This is a genomic window from Blastococcus mobilis (assembly GCF_900188025.1).
GTDB classification, from domain to species: Bacteria; Actinomycetota; Actinomycetes; order Mycobacteriales; family Geodermatophilaceae; genus Blastococcus_B; species Blastococcus_B mobilis.
In genome coordinates this window covers 19,606-35,549 of the sequence record NZ_FZNO01000028.1, presented here as the reverse complement: position 1 = coordinate 35,549, position 15,944 = coordinate 19,606, and the positions used below count along the sequence as shown (strand labels likewise).

The 15,944-nt window shown below is 72.9% G+C and carries 21 protein-coding genes and 1 pseudogene; 9 read left to right on the top strand and 13 right to left on the bottom strand.

Going from position 1 to position 15,944, the window contains the following annotated elements; translation table 11 throughout:
- Positions 1 to 210: 210 nt before the first annotated feature.
- A complete protein-coding gene (locus tag CHB94_RS26825) occupies positions 211 to 540 on the top strand; it encodes a SpoIIE family protein phosphatase (RefSeq protein ID WP_368073872.1) in 330 nt (109 codons plus the stop codon).
- Positions 440 to 807 (top strand): annotated as a pseudogene (locus CHB94_RS26820) (PP2C family protein-serine/threonine phosphatase). Before CHB94_RS26825 ends, CHB94_RS26820 begins: the two are co-directional and overlap by 101 nt.
- A 608-nt stretch (positions 808 to 1,415) precedes the next feature.
- Here the strand turns inward: CHB94_RS26820 and CHB94_RS20300 are convergent.
- From CHB94_RS20300 to CHB94_RS20255, 9 genes are all read right to left on the bottom strand, one after another.
- Positions 1,416 to 1,661 carry a hypothetical protein gene (locus tag CHB94_RS20300; protein WP_089338374.1) on the bottom strand — a complete coding sequence of 82 codons (246 nt, stop codon included), beginning with the start codon at positions 1,659 to 1,661 and terminating at the stop codon, positions 1,416 to 1,418.
- 171 nt (positions 1,662 to 1,832) lie between these two features.
- Entirely contained in the window at positions 1,833 to 2,057 is a 225-nt protein-coding gene (locus tag CHB94_RS20295; protein ID WP_254920798.1) for a DUF1348 family protein, read from the bottom strand.
- Between the two features lie 315 nt (positions 2,058 to 2,372).
- Positions 2,373 to 2,759, bottom strand: a complete 387-nt coding sequence (locus tag CHB94_RS20290; protein WP_254920801.1) for an ArsC/Spx/MgsR family protein — start codon at positions 2,757 to 2,759, stop codon at positions 2,373 to 2,375.
- Positions 2,760 to 2,803: 44 nt separating this feature from the next.
- Positions 2,804 to 2,989 carry a hypothetical protein gene (locus CHB94_RS20285; protein WP_089338371.1) on the bottom strand — a complete coding sequence of 62 codons (186 nt, stop codon included), beginning with the start codon at positions 2,987 to 2,989 and terminating at the stop codon, positions 2,804 to 2,806.
- On the bottom strand, positions 2,989 to 3,492 hold the full coding sequence (locus CHB94_RS20280; RefSeq protein WP_089338370.1) for a nitroreductase/quinone reductase family protein: 504 nt from the start codon (positions 3,490 to 3,492) through the stop codon (positions 2,989 to 2,991). The genes CHB94_RS20285 and CHB94_RS20280 overlap by 1 nt, the downstream gene beginning before the upstream one ends.
- Positions 3,492 to 3,815 carry a hypothetical protein gene (locus tag CHB94_RS20275; protein WP_141137580.1) on the bottom strand — a complete coding sequence of 108 codons (324 nt, stop codon included), beginning with the start codon at positions 3,813 to 3,815 and terminating at the stop codon, positions 3,492 to 3,494. The genes CHB94_RS20280 and CHB94_RS20275 overlap by 1 nt, the downstream gene beginning before the upstream one ends.
- A gap of 735 nt (positions 3,816 to 4,550) precedes the next feature.
- The gene (gene folE / locus CHB94_RS20265; protein WP_438264948.1) at positions 4,551 to 4,901 is read right to left on the bottom strand and encodes a GTP cyclohydrolase I; all 351 of its coding nucleotides are present in this window, start codon (positions 4,899 to 4,901) and stop codon (positions 4,551 to 4,553) included.
- A gap of 253 nt (positions 4,902 to 5,154) precedes the next feature.
- Positions 5,155 to 5,595 (bottom strand): DUF4383 domain-containing protein, encoded by a 441-nt coding sequence (locus CHB94_RS20260; protein ID WP_254920797.1) that lies wholly within the window; start codon positions 5,593 to 5,595, stop codon positions 5,155 to 5,157.
- Between the two features lie 36 nt (positions 5,596 to 5,631).
- On the bottom strand, positions 5,632 to 7,242 hold the full coding sequence (locus CHB94_RS20255) for an FAD-dependent oxidoreductase (RefSeq protein WP_217899402.1): 1,611 nt from the start codon (positions 7,240 to 7,242) through the stop codon (positions 5,632 to 5,634).
- A gap of 172 nt (positions 7,243 to 7,414) precedes the next feature.
- On the opposite strand from CHB94_RS20255, the gene CHB94_RS20250 reads away from it, so the two are divergent.
- Genes CHB94_RS20250 through CHB94_RS20240 form a run of 3 tightly spaced genes read left to right on the top strand, consistent with a single transcriptional unit; the run spans position 7,415 to position 8,582 of the window.
- Positions 7,415 to 7,648, top strand: a complete 234-nt coding sequence (locus CHB94_RS20250) for a hypothetical protein (RefSeq protein WP_089338367.1) — start codon at positions 7,415 to 7,417, stop codon at positions 7,646 to 7,648.
- Positions 7,649 to 7,671: 23 nt separating this feature from the next.
- Positions 7,672 to 8,349 carry an RNA polymerase sigma factor gene (locus tag CHB94_RS20245; RefSeq protein WP_217899401.1) on the top strand — a complete coding sequence of 226 codons (678 nt, stop codon included), beginning with the start codon at positions 7,672 to 7,674 and terminating at the stop codon, positions 8,347 to 8,349.
- Positions 8,349 to 8,582: an anti-sigma factor family protein gene (locus CHB94_RS20240; RefSeq protein ID WP_089338366.1), complete on the top strand. Its 234-nt coding sequence runs from the start codon at positions 8,349 to 8,351 to the stop codon at positions 8,580 to 8,582. Before CHB94_RS20245 ends, CHB94_RS20240 begins: the two co-directional genes overlap by 1 nt.
- Before the next feature lie 5 nt (positions 8,583 to 8,587).
- Here CHB94_RS20240 and CHB94_RS25380 read toward each other — a convergent pair whose 3' ends face one another.
- Positions 8,588 to 8,938, bottom strand: a complete 351-nt coding sequence (locus CHB94_RS25380; protein WP_176445666.1) for a CbtA family protein — start codon at positions 8,936 to 8,938, stop codon at positions 8,588 to 8,590.
- Between the two features lie 111 nt (positions 8,939 to 9,049).
- On the opposite strand from CHB94_RS25380, the gene CHB94_RS20230 reads away from it, so the two are divergent.
- From CHB94_RS20230 to CHB94_RS26815, 4 genes are read left to right on the top strand one after another with little or no spacing between them, the layout of a single operon-like run.
- Positions 9,050 to 10,699 carry an ABC transporter substrate-binding protein gene (locus CHB94_RS20230; protein ID WP_141137579.1) on the top strand — a complete coding sequence of 550 codons (1,650 nt, stop codon included), beginning with the start codon at positions 9,050 to 9,052 and terminating at the stop codon, positions 10,697 to 10,699.
- Between the two features lie 16 nt (positions 10,700 to 10,715).
- Entirely contained in the window at positions 10,716 to 11,681 is a 966-nt protein-coding gene (locus tag CHB94_RS20225; RefSeq protein ID WP_089338363.1) for an ABC transporter permease, read from the top strand.
- Positions 11,665 to 12,540 (top strand): ABC transporter permease, encoded by an 876-nt coding sequence (locus CHB94_RS20220; RefSeq protein WP_217899400.1) that lies wholly within the window; start codon positions 11,665 to 11,667, stop codon positions 12,538 to 12,540. The genes CHB94_RS20225 and CHB94_RS20220 overlap by 17 nt, the downstream gene beginning before the upstream one ends.
- A complete protein-coding gene (locus tag CHB94_RS26815; RefSeq protein ID WP_089338361.1) occupies positions 12,537 to 14,360 on the top strand; it encodes a dipeptide ABC transporter ATP-binding protein in 1,824 nt (607 codons plus the stop codon). The genes CHB94_RS20220 and CHB94_RS26815 overlap by 4 nt, the downstream gene beginning before the upstream one ends.
- Here CHB94_RS26815 and CHB94_RS20210 read toward each other — a convergent pair.
- From CHB94_RS20210 to CHB94_RS20200, 3 genes are read right to left on the bottom strand one after another with little or no spacing between them, the layout of a single operon-like run.
- Entirely contained in the window at positions 14,335 to 15,105 is a 771-nt protein-coding gene (locus CHB94_RS20210) for an ATP-binding protein (protein ID WP_176445665.1), read from the bottom strand. The two genes, CHB94_RS26815 and CHB94_RS20210, sit on opposite strands and share 26 nt — an antisense overlap.
- The gene (locus tag CHB94_RS20205) at positions 15,102 to 15,476 is read right to left on the bottom strand and encodes a PadR family transcriptional regulator (RefSeq protein ID WP_089338359.1); all 375 of its coding nucleotides are present in this window, start codon (positions 15,474 to 15,476) and stop codon (positions 15,102 to 15,104) included. The genes CHB94_RS20210 and CHB94_RS20205 overlap by 4 nt, the downstream gene beginning before the upstream one ends.
- A complete protein-coding gene (locus tag CHB94_RS20200) occupies positions 15,473 to 15,859 on the bottom strand; it encodes a hypothetical protein (RefSeq protein ID WP_089338358.1) in 387 nt (128 codons plus the stop codon). The genes CHB94_RS20205 and CHB94_RS20200 overlap by 4 nt, the downstream gene beginning before the upstream one ends.
- Positions 15,860 to 15,944: the final 85 nt, after the last annotated feature.

The window sequence follows — 15,944 nt, the reverse complement described above, 5'->3', positions numbered from 1 at the left end:
CGAGGTGGCCCGCCGTGCCGCCGTCGCGGTGGACAACGCCCGCCTCTACGGCCGGCAGCTCATGGTGGCCGAGACCCTGCAGCGCAGCCTGCTGACCCCGCCGCCTCAGCCGGAGCATCTGCAGCTGGCGGTGCGCTACAGCCGGCGGCCAGTCACATGCAGGTCGGAGGCGACTGGTACGACGCCTTCTACCGGCCCGACGGTGCCACCGTGCTGGTCATCGGCGATGTGGTGGGGCACAACGTCGACGCGGCCGCGGCGATGGGCCAGATCCGCAGCATCCTGCGCGGCATCGCCTACGACCGGCCCGAAAGCCCCGCCCAGATCCTGACCCGCGTCGACAGGGTGCTCACCGGCCTGAAGGTGGGAGACCCTGGCGACCGCGCTGATCGCCCGCCTGAAGCAGCCGCCCGAACCGGGCAGGTCGGGACGGCGGACGCTGCGCTGGTCCTCGGCCGGTCACCTGCCGCCGCTGCTGATCCGCGCCGCCGGCGGCGTGGAGGTGCTCACCAGCCCCGCCGAACGGTTGATCGGCACTGAGCCGGCCGGGCCCCGCAGTGACCACCCGGTCGACCTGGAGCCCAGGACACGGTCGTCTCCTACACCGACGGCCTCGTCGAGCATGGCCGCTACGGCATCGACGAGGGCATCGCCCGGCTCTCCCAGACGCTGGAGCAGCTGCGGCACCTGCCGCTCGAGCAGCTCTGCGACGCGCTGCTGCACCGGATCGTGACTGGCCGCAGCGACGACGACATCGCCGTCCTGGCGGTGCGCTGCCACCCCGAGGACGGCGACCGGCCACGGTAGGCCTCAGCCCCCCCCGGGTGCAGTTTCCCCTCGCGCCGTGCCGGTCCAGTGCCCGTCCCGGTCGGCTAGCCGTCGGTGTCCTACCCGGTGCGGGCCTGCACCGAGTCGAGGATGCCCGCGGCAATGTCCCGCAGCTTGCGTTCATGCTCGCAACCCGCTCCGGGGCTCCCGGTCGCCGTGCGGCCGGTCAGGCCGGCAGCCGGGGCGCACAGCTGGCGGCGGGTCGTCGTTGTCCTCCAGGCCTCACCAGTCGACGATGCGGCCCTCGCGGACGGTGAACCAGTACACCTCGCGGACGTCGCGGAACGACCGACCGGTGGGTGGGCGGTCCATCTACTCGCCGGGCTGGGTGCCCGAGCGCCGGAAGTTGGCCGACGACGGTGTCGCCCTCGCCGACGAGGGCAACAATCTCCATCCGCACGTCGGGGAACGCGGCCCGGAACGGCGCCACCCACGCCCCGGGCGGCCGCGACGGTTTCCGGGGCGTACAGCTCGTCGACCGCGTCGAGGTTGCCGCCGTTGATGACCTCGGCGACGGCGCGGGCGACCAGCCGCTTATTGTCCTCGACGCTCACCGCAACCACCCGGTCGCGTCCGTGGCGGACGGCTCAGGGCGCATCGGGGCGAGATCCCAGCTCGACCGGGACCGGCCCGACGGAACCGGCGGCGGCCTCGGGAGCGCAGGTCTTCTGCCGGGCGCGGGGACTGTGCAGGACCACCGCGGCGACGGTGGCCACCGTGACCCCCAGGGCGAACACCAGGTCGGCGAAGGCGAGGGCGAACGCGTGGCCGCCGTGCCGCTGAGACCGATGCCGAGCAGCGCTGCGACGGGGGCGGCGCAGCAGACCGCACACGCCGCGGCCACCGCACCGGCCGCACCACCGCGCACGCGGGCCTGGCGCGGCGTCGGCCAGCCCGCGCCCCGCCCATGCGCGCCGCTCCCGACGCCCCTGCGGCGCCGGCGCCCGGCCGGACGGTGATCGTGGAGAACGGGATCGGGCGGCACTCGGTGTCGGCGCACTCGATCACGCCCGCGCAGCCGGCGTCGACCGCGGCACGCGTTTGTCCCGGATGGTGAGCAGGTCAGCGGTTCGCCGTCCTCGCCGGCTTCGACGTCTTCGGCGAAGAACAGGCCGACCATTCCGCCACCGGGTGCGCGACGTGTAGGCCTCACCGACCCGCTCCGGGTCGCGGGTCTTCCATGCGTCTTCTGCGGCCTGGACCTCCGCTTCGGCGGTCTCCAGGGTCAACGGCGGCAGAGGGGGATGGGACCGGTGGCCTTCTGGAAGGACGGCTGGGGGAGTCGACGCAGTGTGAGTCCGCGCGGGCTCCTGTGCCTGAGAGGATGCCCTGCCGACTCACCGCCATCCCGCGGGGATTATCGACCGATGCTCCGGGGACTGATGAGCCGGATGGCGGCAATGCCCGTCCGCTTTGCCGGCTGACCGGGACAGGGAGGTGACGGCGAACGGGAGGACGCGGCGTTGGATGTCCTGATGCGCGGCCCGGAGTCTCGCCCAGGCGGACGGTGCGCGCCTCAGCGGTCAGCGCGGCAGGCCGGACGATCAGGAAGGTGTGGAAGCTCGGAGCGCTTGACGCACCGCCTCCTCCGACCGTCCGATCACGGTCGTGCCGTCGTCGGCGGTGATCAGCGGCCGCTGGATCAGCAGCGGGTTGGCGGCCATGACGTCGAGCCAGCGTCTGCGGTCGCGCGGCAGATGCGCAAGGTCCAGTTCGTCGGCGAGAGGCTCGTTCATTCGTGCGATGTCCCAAGGCTCGAGACCCAGCCGGCGCAGCACGGCGTTCAGCTCATCGACCGTCGGCGGGTCCTCGAGGTAACGGCGGACCGTGTACTGGGCGCCCGCTTCGTCGAGCAGCTCAGTGGCCACTTGACACTTCGAGCACGACGGGTTGATCCATAGCTCCACTGACCCTGCTCTCCTCCGCTCCATCGCCACGGGCGGGCGCAGCTCCGGTGGCGTGGGTTTGTCGTGGTTCAGCCGAGCTCCTGCTCGATCGACTGCTGAGACACGTAGCCACCGCCCCCGCCACCCCCATCGTCGTCGGGGTCCCCACAACCGGCCAGAGTCCAGCTCAGGAGCGCCGCGACGCCGACAAGTGCGGTCCGGAGACGGGTCGAGCGGCGTCGAGGGCGATCACGGGTTGCCAGGTCCAGGGTCATCAGTTCCTCCTCGGGTCAGGATCCGCCTGGCCGGCGGACGTCTGCGGTTGCACGGCGAGTTCGTTGTCGGGCTTCTTTCCTGAAAGGGTCGACGGCTTCAGGCCGACGCGCACGGTGAGGAGCAGGTCGGTGCCCATCATGCGCACGACGGCGGCGTTGAACCTGCGGCCGATCAGACGCTGGCGGTCGCGTGCGTCGTCCTCGGGAAGGAGGACCGCTATTCCCGTGCGCCATCTCCTGCCCACCTTGATCCGCACCCGGGTGTCGGTTCGGATGGTGCGCACGTAGGCGGCGCTGCGGCCGTGCTCGGCGACGAGCCAGAAGGTGTCGCCGTCCAGTCCGTTCCCCACCGGGGTGCGGCGCGGCAGTCCCGACTTGCGCCCGGTCGTCTCGAGGAGGGCGTACCGGGGCGGCGCGATGCCCCGCTCGATGGCTCTGCGCATGATCGGGTTGACGACGTGGCGGGCCAGTGCCGTGGTGAGCCGCCGTTTCCGGTCGCGCATCACCCGGCCGCCTTCTGCTCGGGGACGGGCCGCACGGATGGAGCCGGTGAGGTCTCCGGCGCTGTCGTTGCCGGCTCGAGGATGCGGTCGAGGTTGGCGAGGGCGCGGTCGAAGGTGTGCTGCAGCCACCAGCGGCCGAGCAGCAGCAGCGTCCGATCGAGCAGGGACGCGCGCTCCGCGGCCGCCCTCAAGGTGACCAGCGACCCGCCGTTCTTCCCGACGGCGATCTCCCAGGCCACCCGTCCGGTGGTGCCCCTGCCGATGTCCGCGCGTCCGGCCAACCTGCCGGAACGGACCGCGGTGGGCGGGCGGGCCGAGAGCACGCGGGTCCGTGCTTCCCGGCTGATGGCGAGCGGCCCTTTGAGCCGCACGCGGCCCCCGCGGGGGCCGTTGCCCTCGTCGCCGTCGAGGCCGCTGAGTTCGACGAAGCGGTCTCCAGCAGCCAGTGGTTGCGCAGGTCGGCGAGGAACTCGAAGACCCGCTCCGGGGTCGCGCCCACGAGGCGGACCGCCACCACGTCGCCTGGGCGGCCGGCACGTCCGGCCAGGACCGACCCGACGACGGCTCCGTATGCGCGTGGTCGGCCAGCTGGGGGAGGACGGGCAGCTTCCGGATCCGGGGCAGGTGACGCCCCACCAGCCCCAGGTCGAGCGCGGCGATCGCGGCGCCGGCCAGCCCTCCGGCCAGAGCGGTGCGCCGGGTGGGAAGGGTCGCGGCGAGGACCAGCGCCCACCCCAGGGACATGCCGGCGTGGATCAGCGACGCCGCTGGCAGCAGCCGATGGGTGCGCTGCTCGTCGCGCAGGAGCAGGGTGCCGGCCGCGAGGGTGGCCTCCAGCGGGTCGCCGCCGGTGCGCAGCGCGTGCAGCATCGAGGGCAGGCCGCTGACCACGGTGGCGACCCCACCGGCGAGCACGGCATCGGACAGGGACCGGCCTGGTGCGCCGGTACGGCGGCGGAACTCGCCCCCGCGGACGACGTCGTCGAGCCGGTAGTTCTCCTGGTGGTGGGTCGTCGGGCGGCGCAGGCGGCTCATCTCTCTCCGATCGGTGGCGCGGCTCAACGCGGAGGCTGGTGCGCCGTGGTGAGTGACAGGAACGCCTGCCGGGTGCGTGCGTCCTCACGGAGGAGTCCCCGCAAGGCCGAGGTGGTGGTACGGACGCCGCGCAGCGACATGCAGGAGTGCTCCGCCTTCAGCACCACGCCCACCCCGCGGGGCCGGAGCGCTTCCTCCAGCCGGTCGGCCACCTGCGCGGTGAGGCGCTTCTGGACCTGCAGTCCCCGGGCGTAGGTCTCCACCACGCGGGCCAGCTTGGACAGCCCCACGATCCGCTCCCCGGGCAGGTAGCCGACGTGAGCCCGGCCGGTGAAGGGCAGCAGGTGGTGCTCGCACAGCGAGGTGAACGGGATCCCGGGCCAGGACCAGCTCGTCGTAGCCCTCCTCGTTGGCGAAAGTGGTCATGACGAACGGCGCGGGGCCCAGCAGTTCGGCGTAGGCGGCGGCGACCCGGCGGGGGGGTGTCCTGCAGGTGGTCGGCGGTCGGGTCCTGCCCGAGCGCCACCAGCAGGTCGCGGACCGAGCGGGCCGCGGCCTGCAGGTCCACCGTGTCGCCGGCCGCCGTTGCCGCAGGCCGCAACGAGATCCGCGGCCCGGCGGGGGCCGTCATCGACGGTGGGTGGCGGGGGCGCCCGCGCTGCTCTTGCCCAGGACCAGTCCGGCGGCGAGCATGCCCAGGCCCAGGCCGAGGTGCAGCACGTTGTCGGCGGCGTTGACCGGCACGAAGTTGGCGGGGCTGTCGTGTCCGACGAGTAAGCCGTACACGGTGAGCACCAGGTAGATCGCGCCCGCGCCGAGCAGGAACCCGCGGGCGCCGGCGAGGCTGCGGGCGGCGGCGAGCCCGACGACGCCGAACAGCAGGTGGACGACGTTGTGCAGCACGCTGACCTGGAACAGGCCCAGCAGGTGCGCCTCGGAGTGCCGTCCGGCGAAGGACAGGTCGGAGTAGCCGCTGGTGATGCCGGGCACGAAGCCGAGGATGCCGACGAGCAGGAACGCGGCGCCGGCGAGCATGGCGACGATCTGGACGGGGTGGCGGTTCTTCACGGAGGTCTCCTTGATCGGATCGGTCGGGAGGGGCGGTCAGGGGGTGCTGGTGTCGTGCCGGTCGATCGCCGGCAGCGGCCGGGGGGCGAGGTCCTTCTTGGCCGGCCCGCGCAGGACCTGGCCGGTGGGGGAGAAGCGGGCGCCGTGGCAGGGGCAGTTCCACGCCGTGTCGGCGGCGCTCCACTGGACGAGGCAGCGGGCGTGGGTGCACACCGGTGACAGGCCGTGCAGGTTGCCGGCGGGGTCCTTGTAGACGGCGACCTTCTCGCCGGCGACGTCGAGCACCCGGCCCTCACCGACGGCGAGCTCGTCGGCGGGGGTGGCGTCGGCGACGGTGAACCGGTCGCGGAGGAACTGCCGCACGAATTTCAGCGGCCCGGACAGAACACCCGTCTTGTTGGCGCCACCGCCGGTGGGGAGCGGCGGTGGGGAGACCTCGGCCAGGGGCACGCGGGGGTCGGCGAGCCGGTCGGGATCGACCTGGGCCCGGGAACGGAGAAGGGCCTCGACGTCGTCGCCGGCGTTCCAGACGTTGACGTTCATGCCGGCCAGCACCCGGCCGTCCTGCAACCAGAACGCCAGGAACTCGCGGCTGTCGGGATCGCCGCGGAAGACGACCCGGTCCCATCGCGTGGCGCGGCCGCGGTACTCCATGCCGGTGTCGTACTGGTCGGAGAAGAAGTACGGCAGCGCGTCGTAGGAAGCGCCCCGGCCGAGCATGCCGCGGGCGGCGGCCACGCCCTGGTCGCGGGCGGTGGCCCAGTGCTCGACGCGGACGTGCTGGTCGTAGAAGGAGTGGCGGGCGCGGGCGATGTCGCCGGCGGCGAAGATCCGTGGGTCGCCGGTGCGCAGCAGCTCGTCGACCACGACGCCGTCGTCGACGATCAATCCGGCCCGCTCGGCCAATTCGGTGCGGGGCTGCACCCCGATGCCCACCACGACGGCGTGGGCGTCGATGCGCCGGCCGTCGGAGGTGAGCACCTCCTGCACCCGGCCGGTTCCCCGGAAGGCCTCCACGCCGGTGCGCATCAGCAGCTGCACCCCGTGGCCGGCGTGGAGGCGGCGGTAGAACTCCCCGACCTCCGGGCCCAGGACCCGCGCCAGCGGGACCGGCGCCGGATCGAGGACCGTCACCTCCATGCCCTGCTGGCGGGCCGATGCGGCGATCTCCGCGCCGATCCAGCCCGCGCCCACGACGACGAGGTGGCCTCCGGGACGCAGGTCCTGGCGCAGCGCATCGGCGTCGGCCAGGGTCCGCAGGTAGTGGACGCCGGCGAGGTCACCGCCGGGCACCGGCAGACGCCGGGGAACGGCGCCGGTCGCCAGTAGCAACCGGTCGAAGCCCAGCCGCTCGCCGGTGTCCACCACCAGCTGGCCGCCGTTGCGGTCGAGGTCGGTGATTCGCGTGCCGGTGAGCAGTTCGATGTCGTGGTCGGCGTAGAAGGCGCTGTCCTGGAGGTGGACCTGCGCGCGGGGGGTCTCACCGCTGAGGTAGCCCTTCGACAGCGGCGGCCGGTCGTAGGGCAGCTCCGGCTCCTCGCCGATCAGGACGATCCGTCCGGCGAAGCCCTCCGCCCGCAGCGCTTCTGCGGCGCTGGCCCCGGCCAGTCCCGCGCCGACGATGACCATGGTGCCGCGTGTCGTCATCCCTGGAGCTCCTGCCGTCCGTCTGCCGGTCCTCCGGCGTGCTTGACTCCTTAGTGGCGGTGCCGGTCGGGCCTCTTACCTCGGACGTCGGAGATTCTTCGGATATGGCTCAGGAGCGACGTCGCGGCACAGCAGGGGTAAGACCAGGACGTCGCAGTGACACTCACCAGGCATGCAGACAGGCAGGCCGAGCACTGGCCCGGCGCCGCAGGGCGACGAGGTCGTCCGATGGCGGCGACGCTGGCTGCTCGAGGCTGGGTTCTCCTCCGCGCTCGCGGCGGTGCTCGCCGCGGACTTCCGGCTGGACCTGCACGCCGTGCTACAGCTGGTGGAGCGCGGTTGCCCACCGGTTCTGGCCGCGCGGATCCTCGCCCCGGCCGACGAGGACCCCGGAGCGTCGCGGTGACTGAGCGGGCAGGATGCGAAGTCGTGCAGGAGTCCGGAACTGCCCCGGCGGTGACGGAGCCGAGCGCGGCGGTCGGCCGTGACGACTTGCAGGAGTGGTTGACGCCGCTGCGGACCGCCGGCCCGGAGCGGGAACTGGCGATCGGCCGGCTGCACGGGTTGCTGCTGCGGGCCGCCCGGTTCGAGACCGCCCGTCGCCGGCCCACCGTGACCGGCGTCGGCGGCCAGCAACTGGACGATCTGGCCGTCCAGGCCGCGGACGACGCACTGATGTCCGTCCTGGCTCGGCTGGACTCCTTCCGCGGGGCCAGCCGCTTCACCACCTGGGCCTACAAGTTCGCCATCTACGAGACCTCCGTCAAGCTGCGCCGACGGGCCTGGCAGGACCGCGAGGTGCCCCTCCAACCCGAGACGTGGGCCCTCCTGCCCGACAGCGCAGCCCAGCCGCAGCAGCAAGCCGAGCACGCCGAGTTCCTGGCCGGCGTCCGCGACGGCATCACCGCCGCGCTCACCCCGCACCAGCGCCACGTACTCGTCGCCCTGGCCCTGGGCGGCGTGCCCATCGACGTCCTCGCCGACCGGTTGGGCACCACCCGCGGCGCGCTGTACAAGACCCTGCACGACGCCCGCCGCAAACTGCGCGCCCACCTCGCCGACCGCGGCCTCGGCCCCGCCCCCATCCCGACTTCTGAGGAGGCGTGATGAGCGACCAACAGCTCTCTCCGGTTCTGCGCCGCCTGCTCGGCCCCGGCCAGCCCGAGGTCACCTGCCAGGTGTGCTTCGACGAGCTCGACCGCTACGTCGACCTCGAGCTCGCCGGCGCAGACGCCGAGGCCGCCGTGCCCGGCATGGCGGCACATCTGCGCGGCTGCCCCGCCTGCGCCGAGGAGCACGCGAGCCTCAAAGCCCTTCTGGCAGAAGACCAGCCTGGCTGATCACCTCATCGAGACCCAGCCAGCCGATCGACCAGCCAGCCGCCGACGAGGCCGAGGGCGGCCCACAGCACCGCCGGCTGTCCGAGGGAGGCCAGGCGGAAGTTCCAGACCACGGTCGCGGGGACGTCGCCAGGAATGGTGTCGGGGCTCCCCGGAAGGAAGACGAGGACCAGCGCCAGCAGGACGGCGGTCGCCGCAGTGGCCGCCGTCGCGGTCCCGGCGACGCTGACACCGCGGCTGCGCAACAAGCTGACCAGCGCGACACCAGCATCACCATGACGGCGCCGCTGCAATTCGCGACCCTTGGGCAACTGCACGGGAGGCAGCGGCAGCCGGTCGTCCGCGGCGCTGGTCACGGACGTGAGACCTAACTGCGCCGGACACTTACCCGTGGTCCTGGACAGGGACAGGCTGTGCCTCTTGTGGTCTCCAGCACAGGGGCGTCCTGGGCGACGGGGAGGTGGCTCGTGCCGATCCGCGGGCTGAGTGCGTGCTTCGGGCTCGTGGTGCTGGTGGTGAGCGCCTGTTCCGGGGCCGATCCGGACGACGGCGCCACGGCGGACCCGAGCGCCACCGCAACCGGTGAACCGACGCGGGGCGGCACCCTCGTGGCGGCCATCGACAGCGATCCGGGCTCGCTGAACCCGGCGATCAGCACCAGCGGCGGCACCCACACCGCGTCGGAACTCCTGTTCAACGGCCTGGTTGAGCTGGACGAGCAGCTCGAACCCGTAGCCGAGCTGGCCGAGTCCTGGGAGGTGCTTGAGGACGGCGCCGTCTACCGGTTCGACCTGCGGAACGGGGTGACCTGGCACGACGGAGAACCGTTCACCTCCGCCGACGTGAAGTTCACGTTCGAGGAGATGCTGCTGGAGCTGCACTCGCGCACGGCCGCGTCGGTCGGTGCGGCGTTGCAGTCCATCGAGACGCCCGATCCGGACACCGTGGAGTTCCGGTTCCGCGAGCCCTACGCGCCTTTCCTGCTGCAGCTCGGCGTGACCGAGGCGCCCATCTTGCCGATGCACGTCTACGAAGGCACCGACGTGCAGGAGAACCCGGCCAACATCGACCCGATCGGTACCGGCCCGTTCCGGCTCGAATCCTACACCCCGGACTCCGAGCTTCGCTTCGTCGCCTACGAGGACTACTTCAAGCCCGACCTGCCCTACCTCGACGAGGTGGTCATGCGGATCATCCCGGACCCGGGCAACCAGGTGGTCGCGCTCGAGGCCGGCGAGGTCGACTGGCTGTTCGGTGCACCCGGCCCGGAGCTGGAGCTGCTGCGGCAGGCGGGCGGGTTCGGGTTCTTCGAGACGGCGGTCAACCCGGGTGGCTCGAACTGCATCATGACGGTGAGCTTCAACCTGGAGCGGCCGATGTTCCAGGACGTCGCCCTGCGCAGGGCGATCGGGACCGCGCTGGACCGCGACCAGTTCCTCGAGCGCGTGCTCTTCGGCCAGGGCAGGGTGGCCGAGGCGCCCATCTCCAGCGGCATCCCGTTCGCGCACGCCGCGGGACTGGAGGGGATGCCTCAGTTCGACGCCGCCGAGGCAGAGCAGCTCCTCGACGAGGCCGGCTGGCAGCGCGAGGGCGACGGCGTGCGGACGGCGAGCGGCGTGGACGGGGTGCCCGACGGGACACCGCTGGCCTTCGACTTCCTCCACTTCCCGTCCTTCGAGGCGTACGGCGACCTGGTCCGCGCGCAGCTCGGCGAGGTCGGCATCGAGGTGGAGCTGGTCCCGCTCGAGCCCCCGGTGTTCGCCGAGCGGGTCTTCACCGACCGCGAGTTCGACACCAACATCATCAGCTACTGCAACGGCGCCGACCCGGAGATCGGCGTCAAGCGCATGTACCTGAGCTCCAACGTCGGGCCGGTGCCCTTCTCCAACTCCTCGGCCTACCGCAACCCCGACGTGGACCGGCTGTTCGAGCAGGCGCGCACCACCGTCGACCTGGCGGAGCGCGGCGAGATCTACCGGGAGCTGCAGGAGCAGCTGGTGGAGGACCTGCCCTACCTCTGGATCGTCGAGACGGAGTCGGGACGGGTCTTCACCGACGACTGCGCCGGCTTCGGCCCCGCCGGCCACTTCGCCGAGACCGCCTACTGCGCGTCGTGAGCGGGGACCGTCCGGAGTGACGCGACGCTACGTCGTCCGTCGCGTCGCCCAGCTCGCGCCCACGGCGGCCGCCATCCTGCTGGTCGGCTTCCTGCTCATCCACCTGGCGCCCGGCGACCCCGTTTTGGCTCTGGCCGGCCAGAACGGGGACGCCGAGTACTACGCCCTCGTCCGGGAGAAGTTCGGGCTCGACGAACCGCTGCTGCAGCAACTGGCGACCTACGCGGGCAACGTCGTCCAGGGTGACCTGGGGACCTCCTACGTCCAGGGCCGGCCGGTGGTGGAGGCGATCGCGGAACGGCTGCCCGCGACGCTGCTCCTCACAGGGACGGCGCTGGCGCTCTCCACCCTGGCGGGCCTGGCGCTCGGCGTCTTCGCGGCGACCCGGCGCCGGCGCTGGCCCGACGTCACGGTCACCTCCGTGGCCCTGGCGGTCCACGCCGCCCCGGTGTTCCTCCTCGGCCAGCTGGCGATCCTGCTGCTCGCGCTTCGCGCTGGGTGGTTTCCGGTGCAGGGCATGACGGCTGCCGACGGCCCACCGTCCGGCCTCGGGCACGTCCTGGACGTCGCCCGCCACCTCGTCCTGCCGGCTGTCGTCCTCGCGTCGCAGGAGGTGGCCGCCGTCGCTCGCCTGTCCCGCGTCGGGCTGCTGGAGGAGCTTGCGCACGACCACGTCCGCAGTGCCCGGGCCAAGGGGGTTCCCGAGTGGTCGGTCGTCACCAAGCACGCCCTGCGGCGGGCGATGCTGCCGGTCGTGACGGTCATCGGTGGCCGGGTGGGTCACCTGGTCGGGGGCGCGGTGGTCGTGGAGGTCCTCTTCGGCTGGCCTGGCATCGGCCGCCTGCTGGTGACCTCGATGATCAACCGGGACGCGCCCATCGTCCTCGGCATCTTCCTGCTCGTCGCGCTCACGGTGGTCGTCGCCAATCTCCTGACCGATCTCCTCTACGCCTGGCTGGACCCGCGTGTCCGATATCGCTGAGGTCGCTGCCGAAGGGCTGGCCACCGGGCCTGTGCCGCGCCGCCCACGGTTGGCCGCCCGCGTGCTCCGCACGCCCACCGGCGTCGTCGGCGTGCTGATCACGCTGTGCTGGCTGGCCGTCGGGGTCGCCGCCCCGGCCCTGGCGCCCTACGACCCGTTCGCGATCGAGGGGTCGGCACTCGGACCACCCTCGGCCGTGCATCCCCTGGGCACCGACGCCCTCGGCCGGGATCTGCTCAGCGGCGTCGTCTGGGGTGCCCGGACCTCGCTCGTCGTGGCCGCGGGGGTCGCGGTGCTCGCACTGCTCATCGGCACGGTCGTCGGCCTGGTGTCCGGCTACCTCGGGGGGTGGCTGGACGACGTCCTCATGCGGTCCACGGAGGTCTTCCAGGTCCTGCCGCGGTTCTTCCTGGCCCTGGTCGTCATCGCCTTCTTCGGCCCGGGCCTCGACCGCCTCGTGCTCGTGCTCGGTGTGACGTCGTGGCCCCTGCTCGCCCGAGTGGTCCGGGCGGAGGTCTTCTCCCTCCGGCACCGGGAGTTCGTGGACGCCGCCCGCGTGCACGGGGCCTCGACGTCCCGCATCCTCGTGCGCGAGATCCTGCCCAACGCCCTGCCTCCGGCGGTCGCGCTCCTCGGGCTCGTCGTGGCGCAGGTGATCCTCATCGAGGCGAGCCTCGGCTTCCTGGGGCTGGGCGATCCGAACGTCACGAGCTGGGGCGCGCTGGCGAGCGAGGCGCAGCGCTTCCTCCGGGCCGCCTGGTGGCTGTCCGTCTTTCCCGGATTGGCCATCCTGCTGGCCGTGCTGGGCCTCAACCTGCTCGGCGACGCCGTCACCGACGCGGCATCGGGTCGGCGATGACCGGTCCGCCGCTGCTCTCGGTCCGCGACCTCGTCGTCGACTTCGCCACCCCGGAAGGGCCGGTGCGGGCGGTCGAGGGCGTCGACCTGGACGTCGGGGCCGGCGAGACCGTCGGGCTCGTGGGCGAGTCGGGATCAGGGAAGACGGTGACCGTGCTGGCCGCCGTCGGGCTGCTGCCGCCGCCACCGCGCTGCACCGTTTCCGGCAGGGTCCTCTTCGCCGGCCGCGACGTGCGCCGGATGGACCGGCGGGAGCTGCGGTCCCTGCGCGGCCGGGAGATCGGCATGGTGTTCCAGGACCCCCTGACGTCCCTGCACCCCTCCTTCCGGGTCGTCGACCAGGTCGCCGAGGCCCTGCGGGTGCACGATCCCCGGCTGCCGGGAGCGGGGGCCCGCCGCCGCGCCGTCGAACTGCTCGAGCAGGTCGGCGTCCCCCATCCCGGCCGGCGGCTCGGTGACTACCCGCACCAGTGGTCGGGTGGCATGCGACAACGGGCCATGATCGCGATGGCCATCGCCAACGCGCCCCGTCTGCTCATCGCGGACGAGCCCACCACGGCACTCGACGTGACCGTCCAGGCGCAGATCCTCGACGTCCTGCAGCGCTCCCGGGACGAGGTCGGCGCCGCGACCGTCCTGATCACCCACGACCTGGGTGTCGTGGCCGAGCTGGCCGACCGGGTCGTCGTCCTGCGGAACGGCCGGAAGGTCGAGGAGGCCGGTGTGACGGAGATCTTCACCGCTCCGCGGGACACGTACACCAGGACCCTGGTGACCACGCTGCCGAGACTGGACCGGCCCGTGCAGCCGCGGCCTCGACCGCCGGAACCCCGAGGGGAGGTGCTGGAGGTCGAGGACCTGGTGGTCCACCACCCCCGCCCCGGACGTGGCGTCGTCCACGCGGTGAACGGGGTCTCCCTGACCCTCGCGGTGGGCGAGACCCTCGGCCTCGTGGGGGAGTCCGGGTGCGGCAAGTCCACGCTGGCGCGCACCCTGCTGCGCCTGGTGGAGCCCACCTCCGGGCGGGTGCTCTTCAAGGGGCAGGACCTCACCGCCGCCCGCGGCAGGCGGCTGCGGGCGCTGCGCCGGTCGTTGGCGCTGGTGTTCCAGGACCCGTACGCCTCCCTCAACCCGAGGATGACCGCCGGCGAGACCATCGCCCAGCCGCTGCGTGCGGCCGGCCGCTACCGGGCGGCGGGCGGTGCGGGACGGGTCGCGGAGTTGCTCGACCTGGTCGGCCTGGCGCCCGCGGCGGCCGGCCGGCTGCCCGCCGAGTTCTCCGGCGGCCAGCGCCAGCGCATCGGCATCGCCCGCGCCCTGGCCCTCGATCCGGAGGTCCTCGTCCTCGACGAGCCGGTCTCGAACCTGGACGTCTCCATCCGGGCACAGGTGGTGGCGCTGCTCGACCGGCTGCAGCGAGAGCTCGGGCTGGCCTACCTGTTCATCGCGCACGACCTGGCGCTGGTGCGGCAGATCAGCGACCGGATCGCGGTCATGTACATGGGCAGCATCGTGGAGACCGGCACCCGGGAGCAGATCTACGGACGACCGACGCATCCCTACACGCAGTCGCTGCTCTCCGCGGTGCCCGTCCCTGACCCGGCGCAGCGCGGGTCGCGCCGCCGCATCCTGCTGGCCGGTGACGTCCCCGATCCCGCGGATCCGCCGTCGGGGTGCCCGTTCCGCACCCGGTGCTGGAAGGCCATCGAGGAGTGTGCCCGGGAGGTGCCGGCGCTGGTCGTCCGGCAGGGGAGCGACCACCCCAGCGCCTGCCTGTACGCCGAGGTGCTGACGATCAGCCCAGCAGGCGGCGGCCGGTGATCCGGCCGAGGGACGCCGCCACGTCCTGCACCGCGGTGAGCACGTCGCCGGTCCCGGGCCAGTCGGCGACCGCGACCCGCGCCCGGTCGGCCGCGCCGACGGCGTCACTCCACGGGACCGCGCCGGCGAACGCGAGGCCGTGCCGCGCGCAGAACTCCTCGACGGCCTCCCGGTCCCCCGTCGAGCGCACCTTGTTGGCCACGACCGCGACGTAGGGCACCGTCAACTCGGCAACCAGTGCGCTCATCCGCCGCACCGTCTCCAGGGACCTGTAGTACGGCTCGGCGACCAGGAGCACCGCGTCGACGTGCCGGACGGTGCCCCGGCTCAGGTGCTCCGGAGAAGCCTCCATGTCGACGACGACGAGACGCCCCGGGGCGCCGAGGTCCTCGAGGACGGAGGACACCACCGCGTGCGCGGCGCACAGGCAGCCCTCGTCGGCGTGCGCCGGGCCACCCATCCCGAGCAACCGGATGCCGTCGGGTCCCGCAGCGGCGTACCGGTCGAGCACCGTGTTGACCGGCTCCAGCAGCCCGGTGCCGCCACGGCGCCGGGAGACCAGCGAGACGGGGACGGGCTGCAGCCGGCCGGCCGCCGGCGCCGCCCCGAGCGCGGCGGCGAGATTGGGGTTGGCGTCGGCGTCGACGGCGACGACCTTCCGCCCGCCGCGGGCGGCCAACAGAGACAGGGTGGCCGACAGCGTCGTCTTTCCCGCGCCGCCCTTGCCGGCGAGGGCGATCCTCACCGTCGCAGCCTGCCCTGCTCGAGGACCGCCCGGTAGCGCGCGCTGTAGGCATCGAGGCTGCGGGCGACGTGCTCGAGGGAGCCGGCGACCGCGTGCAGCCACTCCCGGCCCTCGTCGGTCAGCTCGTACGTGCGTCGTGCCGGACCGCTGGCCGACGGTTGCCAGGCCGAGCGGACCAGGCCCTCCTCGTCCATGGCCCGCAGGCTGCGGTACAGCCCGCCAGGATCCACCCGGTCCAGGCCGAGGGCGGACACCTGCTCCAGCAGTTCGTAGCCGTGGGAGGTGCCCTCGGCCAGGAGCAGGAGCAGGCAGGGCCGGAGGTAGTTGCGGGGGAGGGCGACGGGGACCTCCTCGGGAGGTGCGCCGCTCACGCGTGCCCGCCGGGCGACCGCTCGGCGGCGCAGGCGAGCGCCTCCTCGACCGAGTTGTGGCACCAGCAGTCGGCGCTGCACTCGCCGTGCGCCGGCCGGGTGAGGTCGGAAAAGCTCAGGGCGAACTCGGTCCGGCCCTCCTCGAGGCCGGTCTCGGAGAGCACGTAGCCGGTCGGCGCCCGCTCCAGGTAGCCGTCGGCGACCAGCTGGTCCAGGTAACCGACGCCGACCCGCGCCTCGACCCCGAGGAAGCGTTCGAGCAGCGGTGCATCGATGACCTCACCGAGTCCTTCCCCGCGGAGCCAGAACATGACCTGCAGGATCTCGCTGCGCCAGTAGAGGGCACGCAGCGCCTCGGACTTGGGCGGGTGCAGCTCGTCCACGTCGGCTCCTCGGCCCGTTCAAGGGTGTGATGCACATTACACGGCAGGGGCCCGCTAGCTGTACGGTGCACCTACCGGCGTCCCC

Excerpts from the sequence above, each read along its gene's own strand:
- CHB94_RS20290 (WP_254920801.1), bottom strand. The coding sequence starts at position 2,759 with ATGGAGCGGAGGAGAGCAGGGTCAGTGGAGCTATGGATCAACCCGTCG.
- CHB94_RS20285 (WP_089338371.1), bottom strand. The coding sequence starts at position 2,989 with ATGACCCTGGACCTGGCAACCCGTGATCGCCCTCGACGCCGCTCGACC.
- CHB94_RS20280 (WP_089338370.1), bottom strand. The coding sequence starts at position 3,492 with ATGCGCGACCGGAAACGGCGGCTCACCACGGCACTGGCCCGCCACGTC.
- CHB94_RS20255 (WP_217899402.1), bottom strand. The coding sequence starts at position 7,242 with ATGACGACACGCGGCACCATGGTCATCGTCGGCGCGGGACTGGCCGGG.
- CHB94_RS20250 (WP_089338367.1), top strand. The coding sequence starts at position 7,415 with ATGCAGACAGGCAGGCCGAGCACTGGCCCGGCGCCGCAGGGCGACGAG.
- CHB94_RS20240 (WP_089338366.1), top strand. The coding sequence starts at position 8,349 with ATGAGCGACCAACAGCTCTCTCCGGTTCTGCGCCGCCTGCTCGGCCCC.
- CHB94_RS26815 (WP_089338361.1), top strand. The coding sequence starts at position 12,537 with ATGACCGGTCCGCCGCTGCTCTCGGTCCGCGACCTCGTCGTCGACTTC.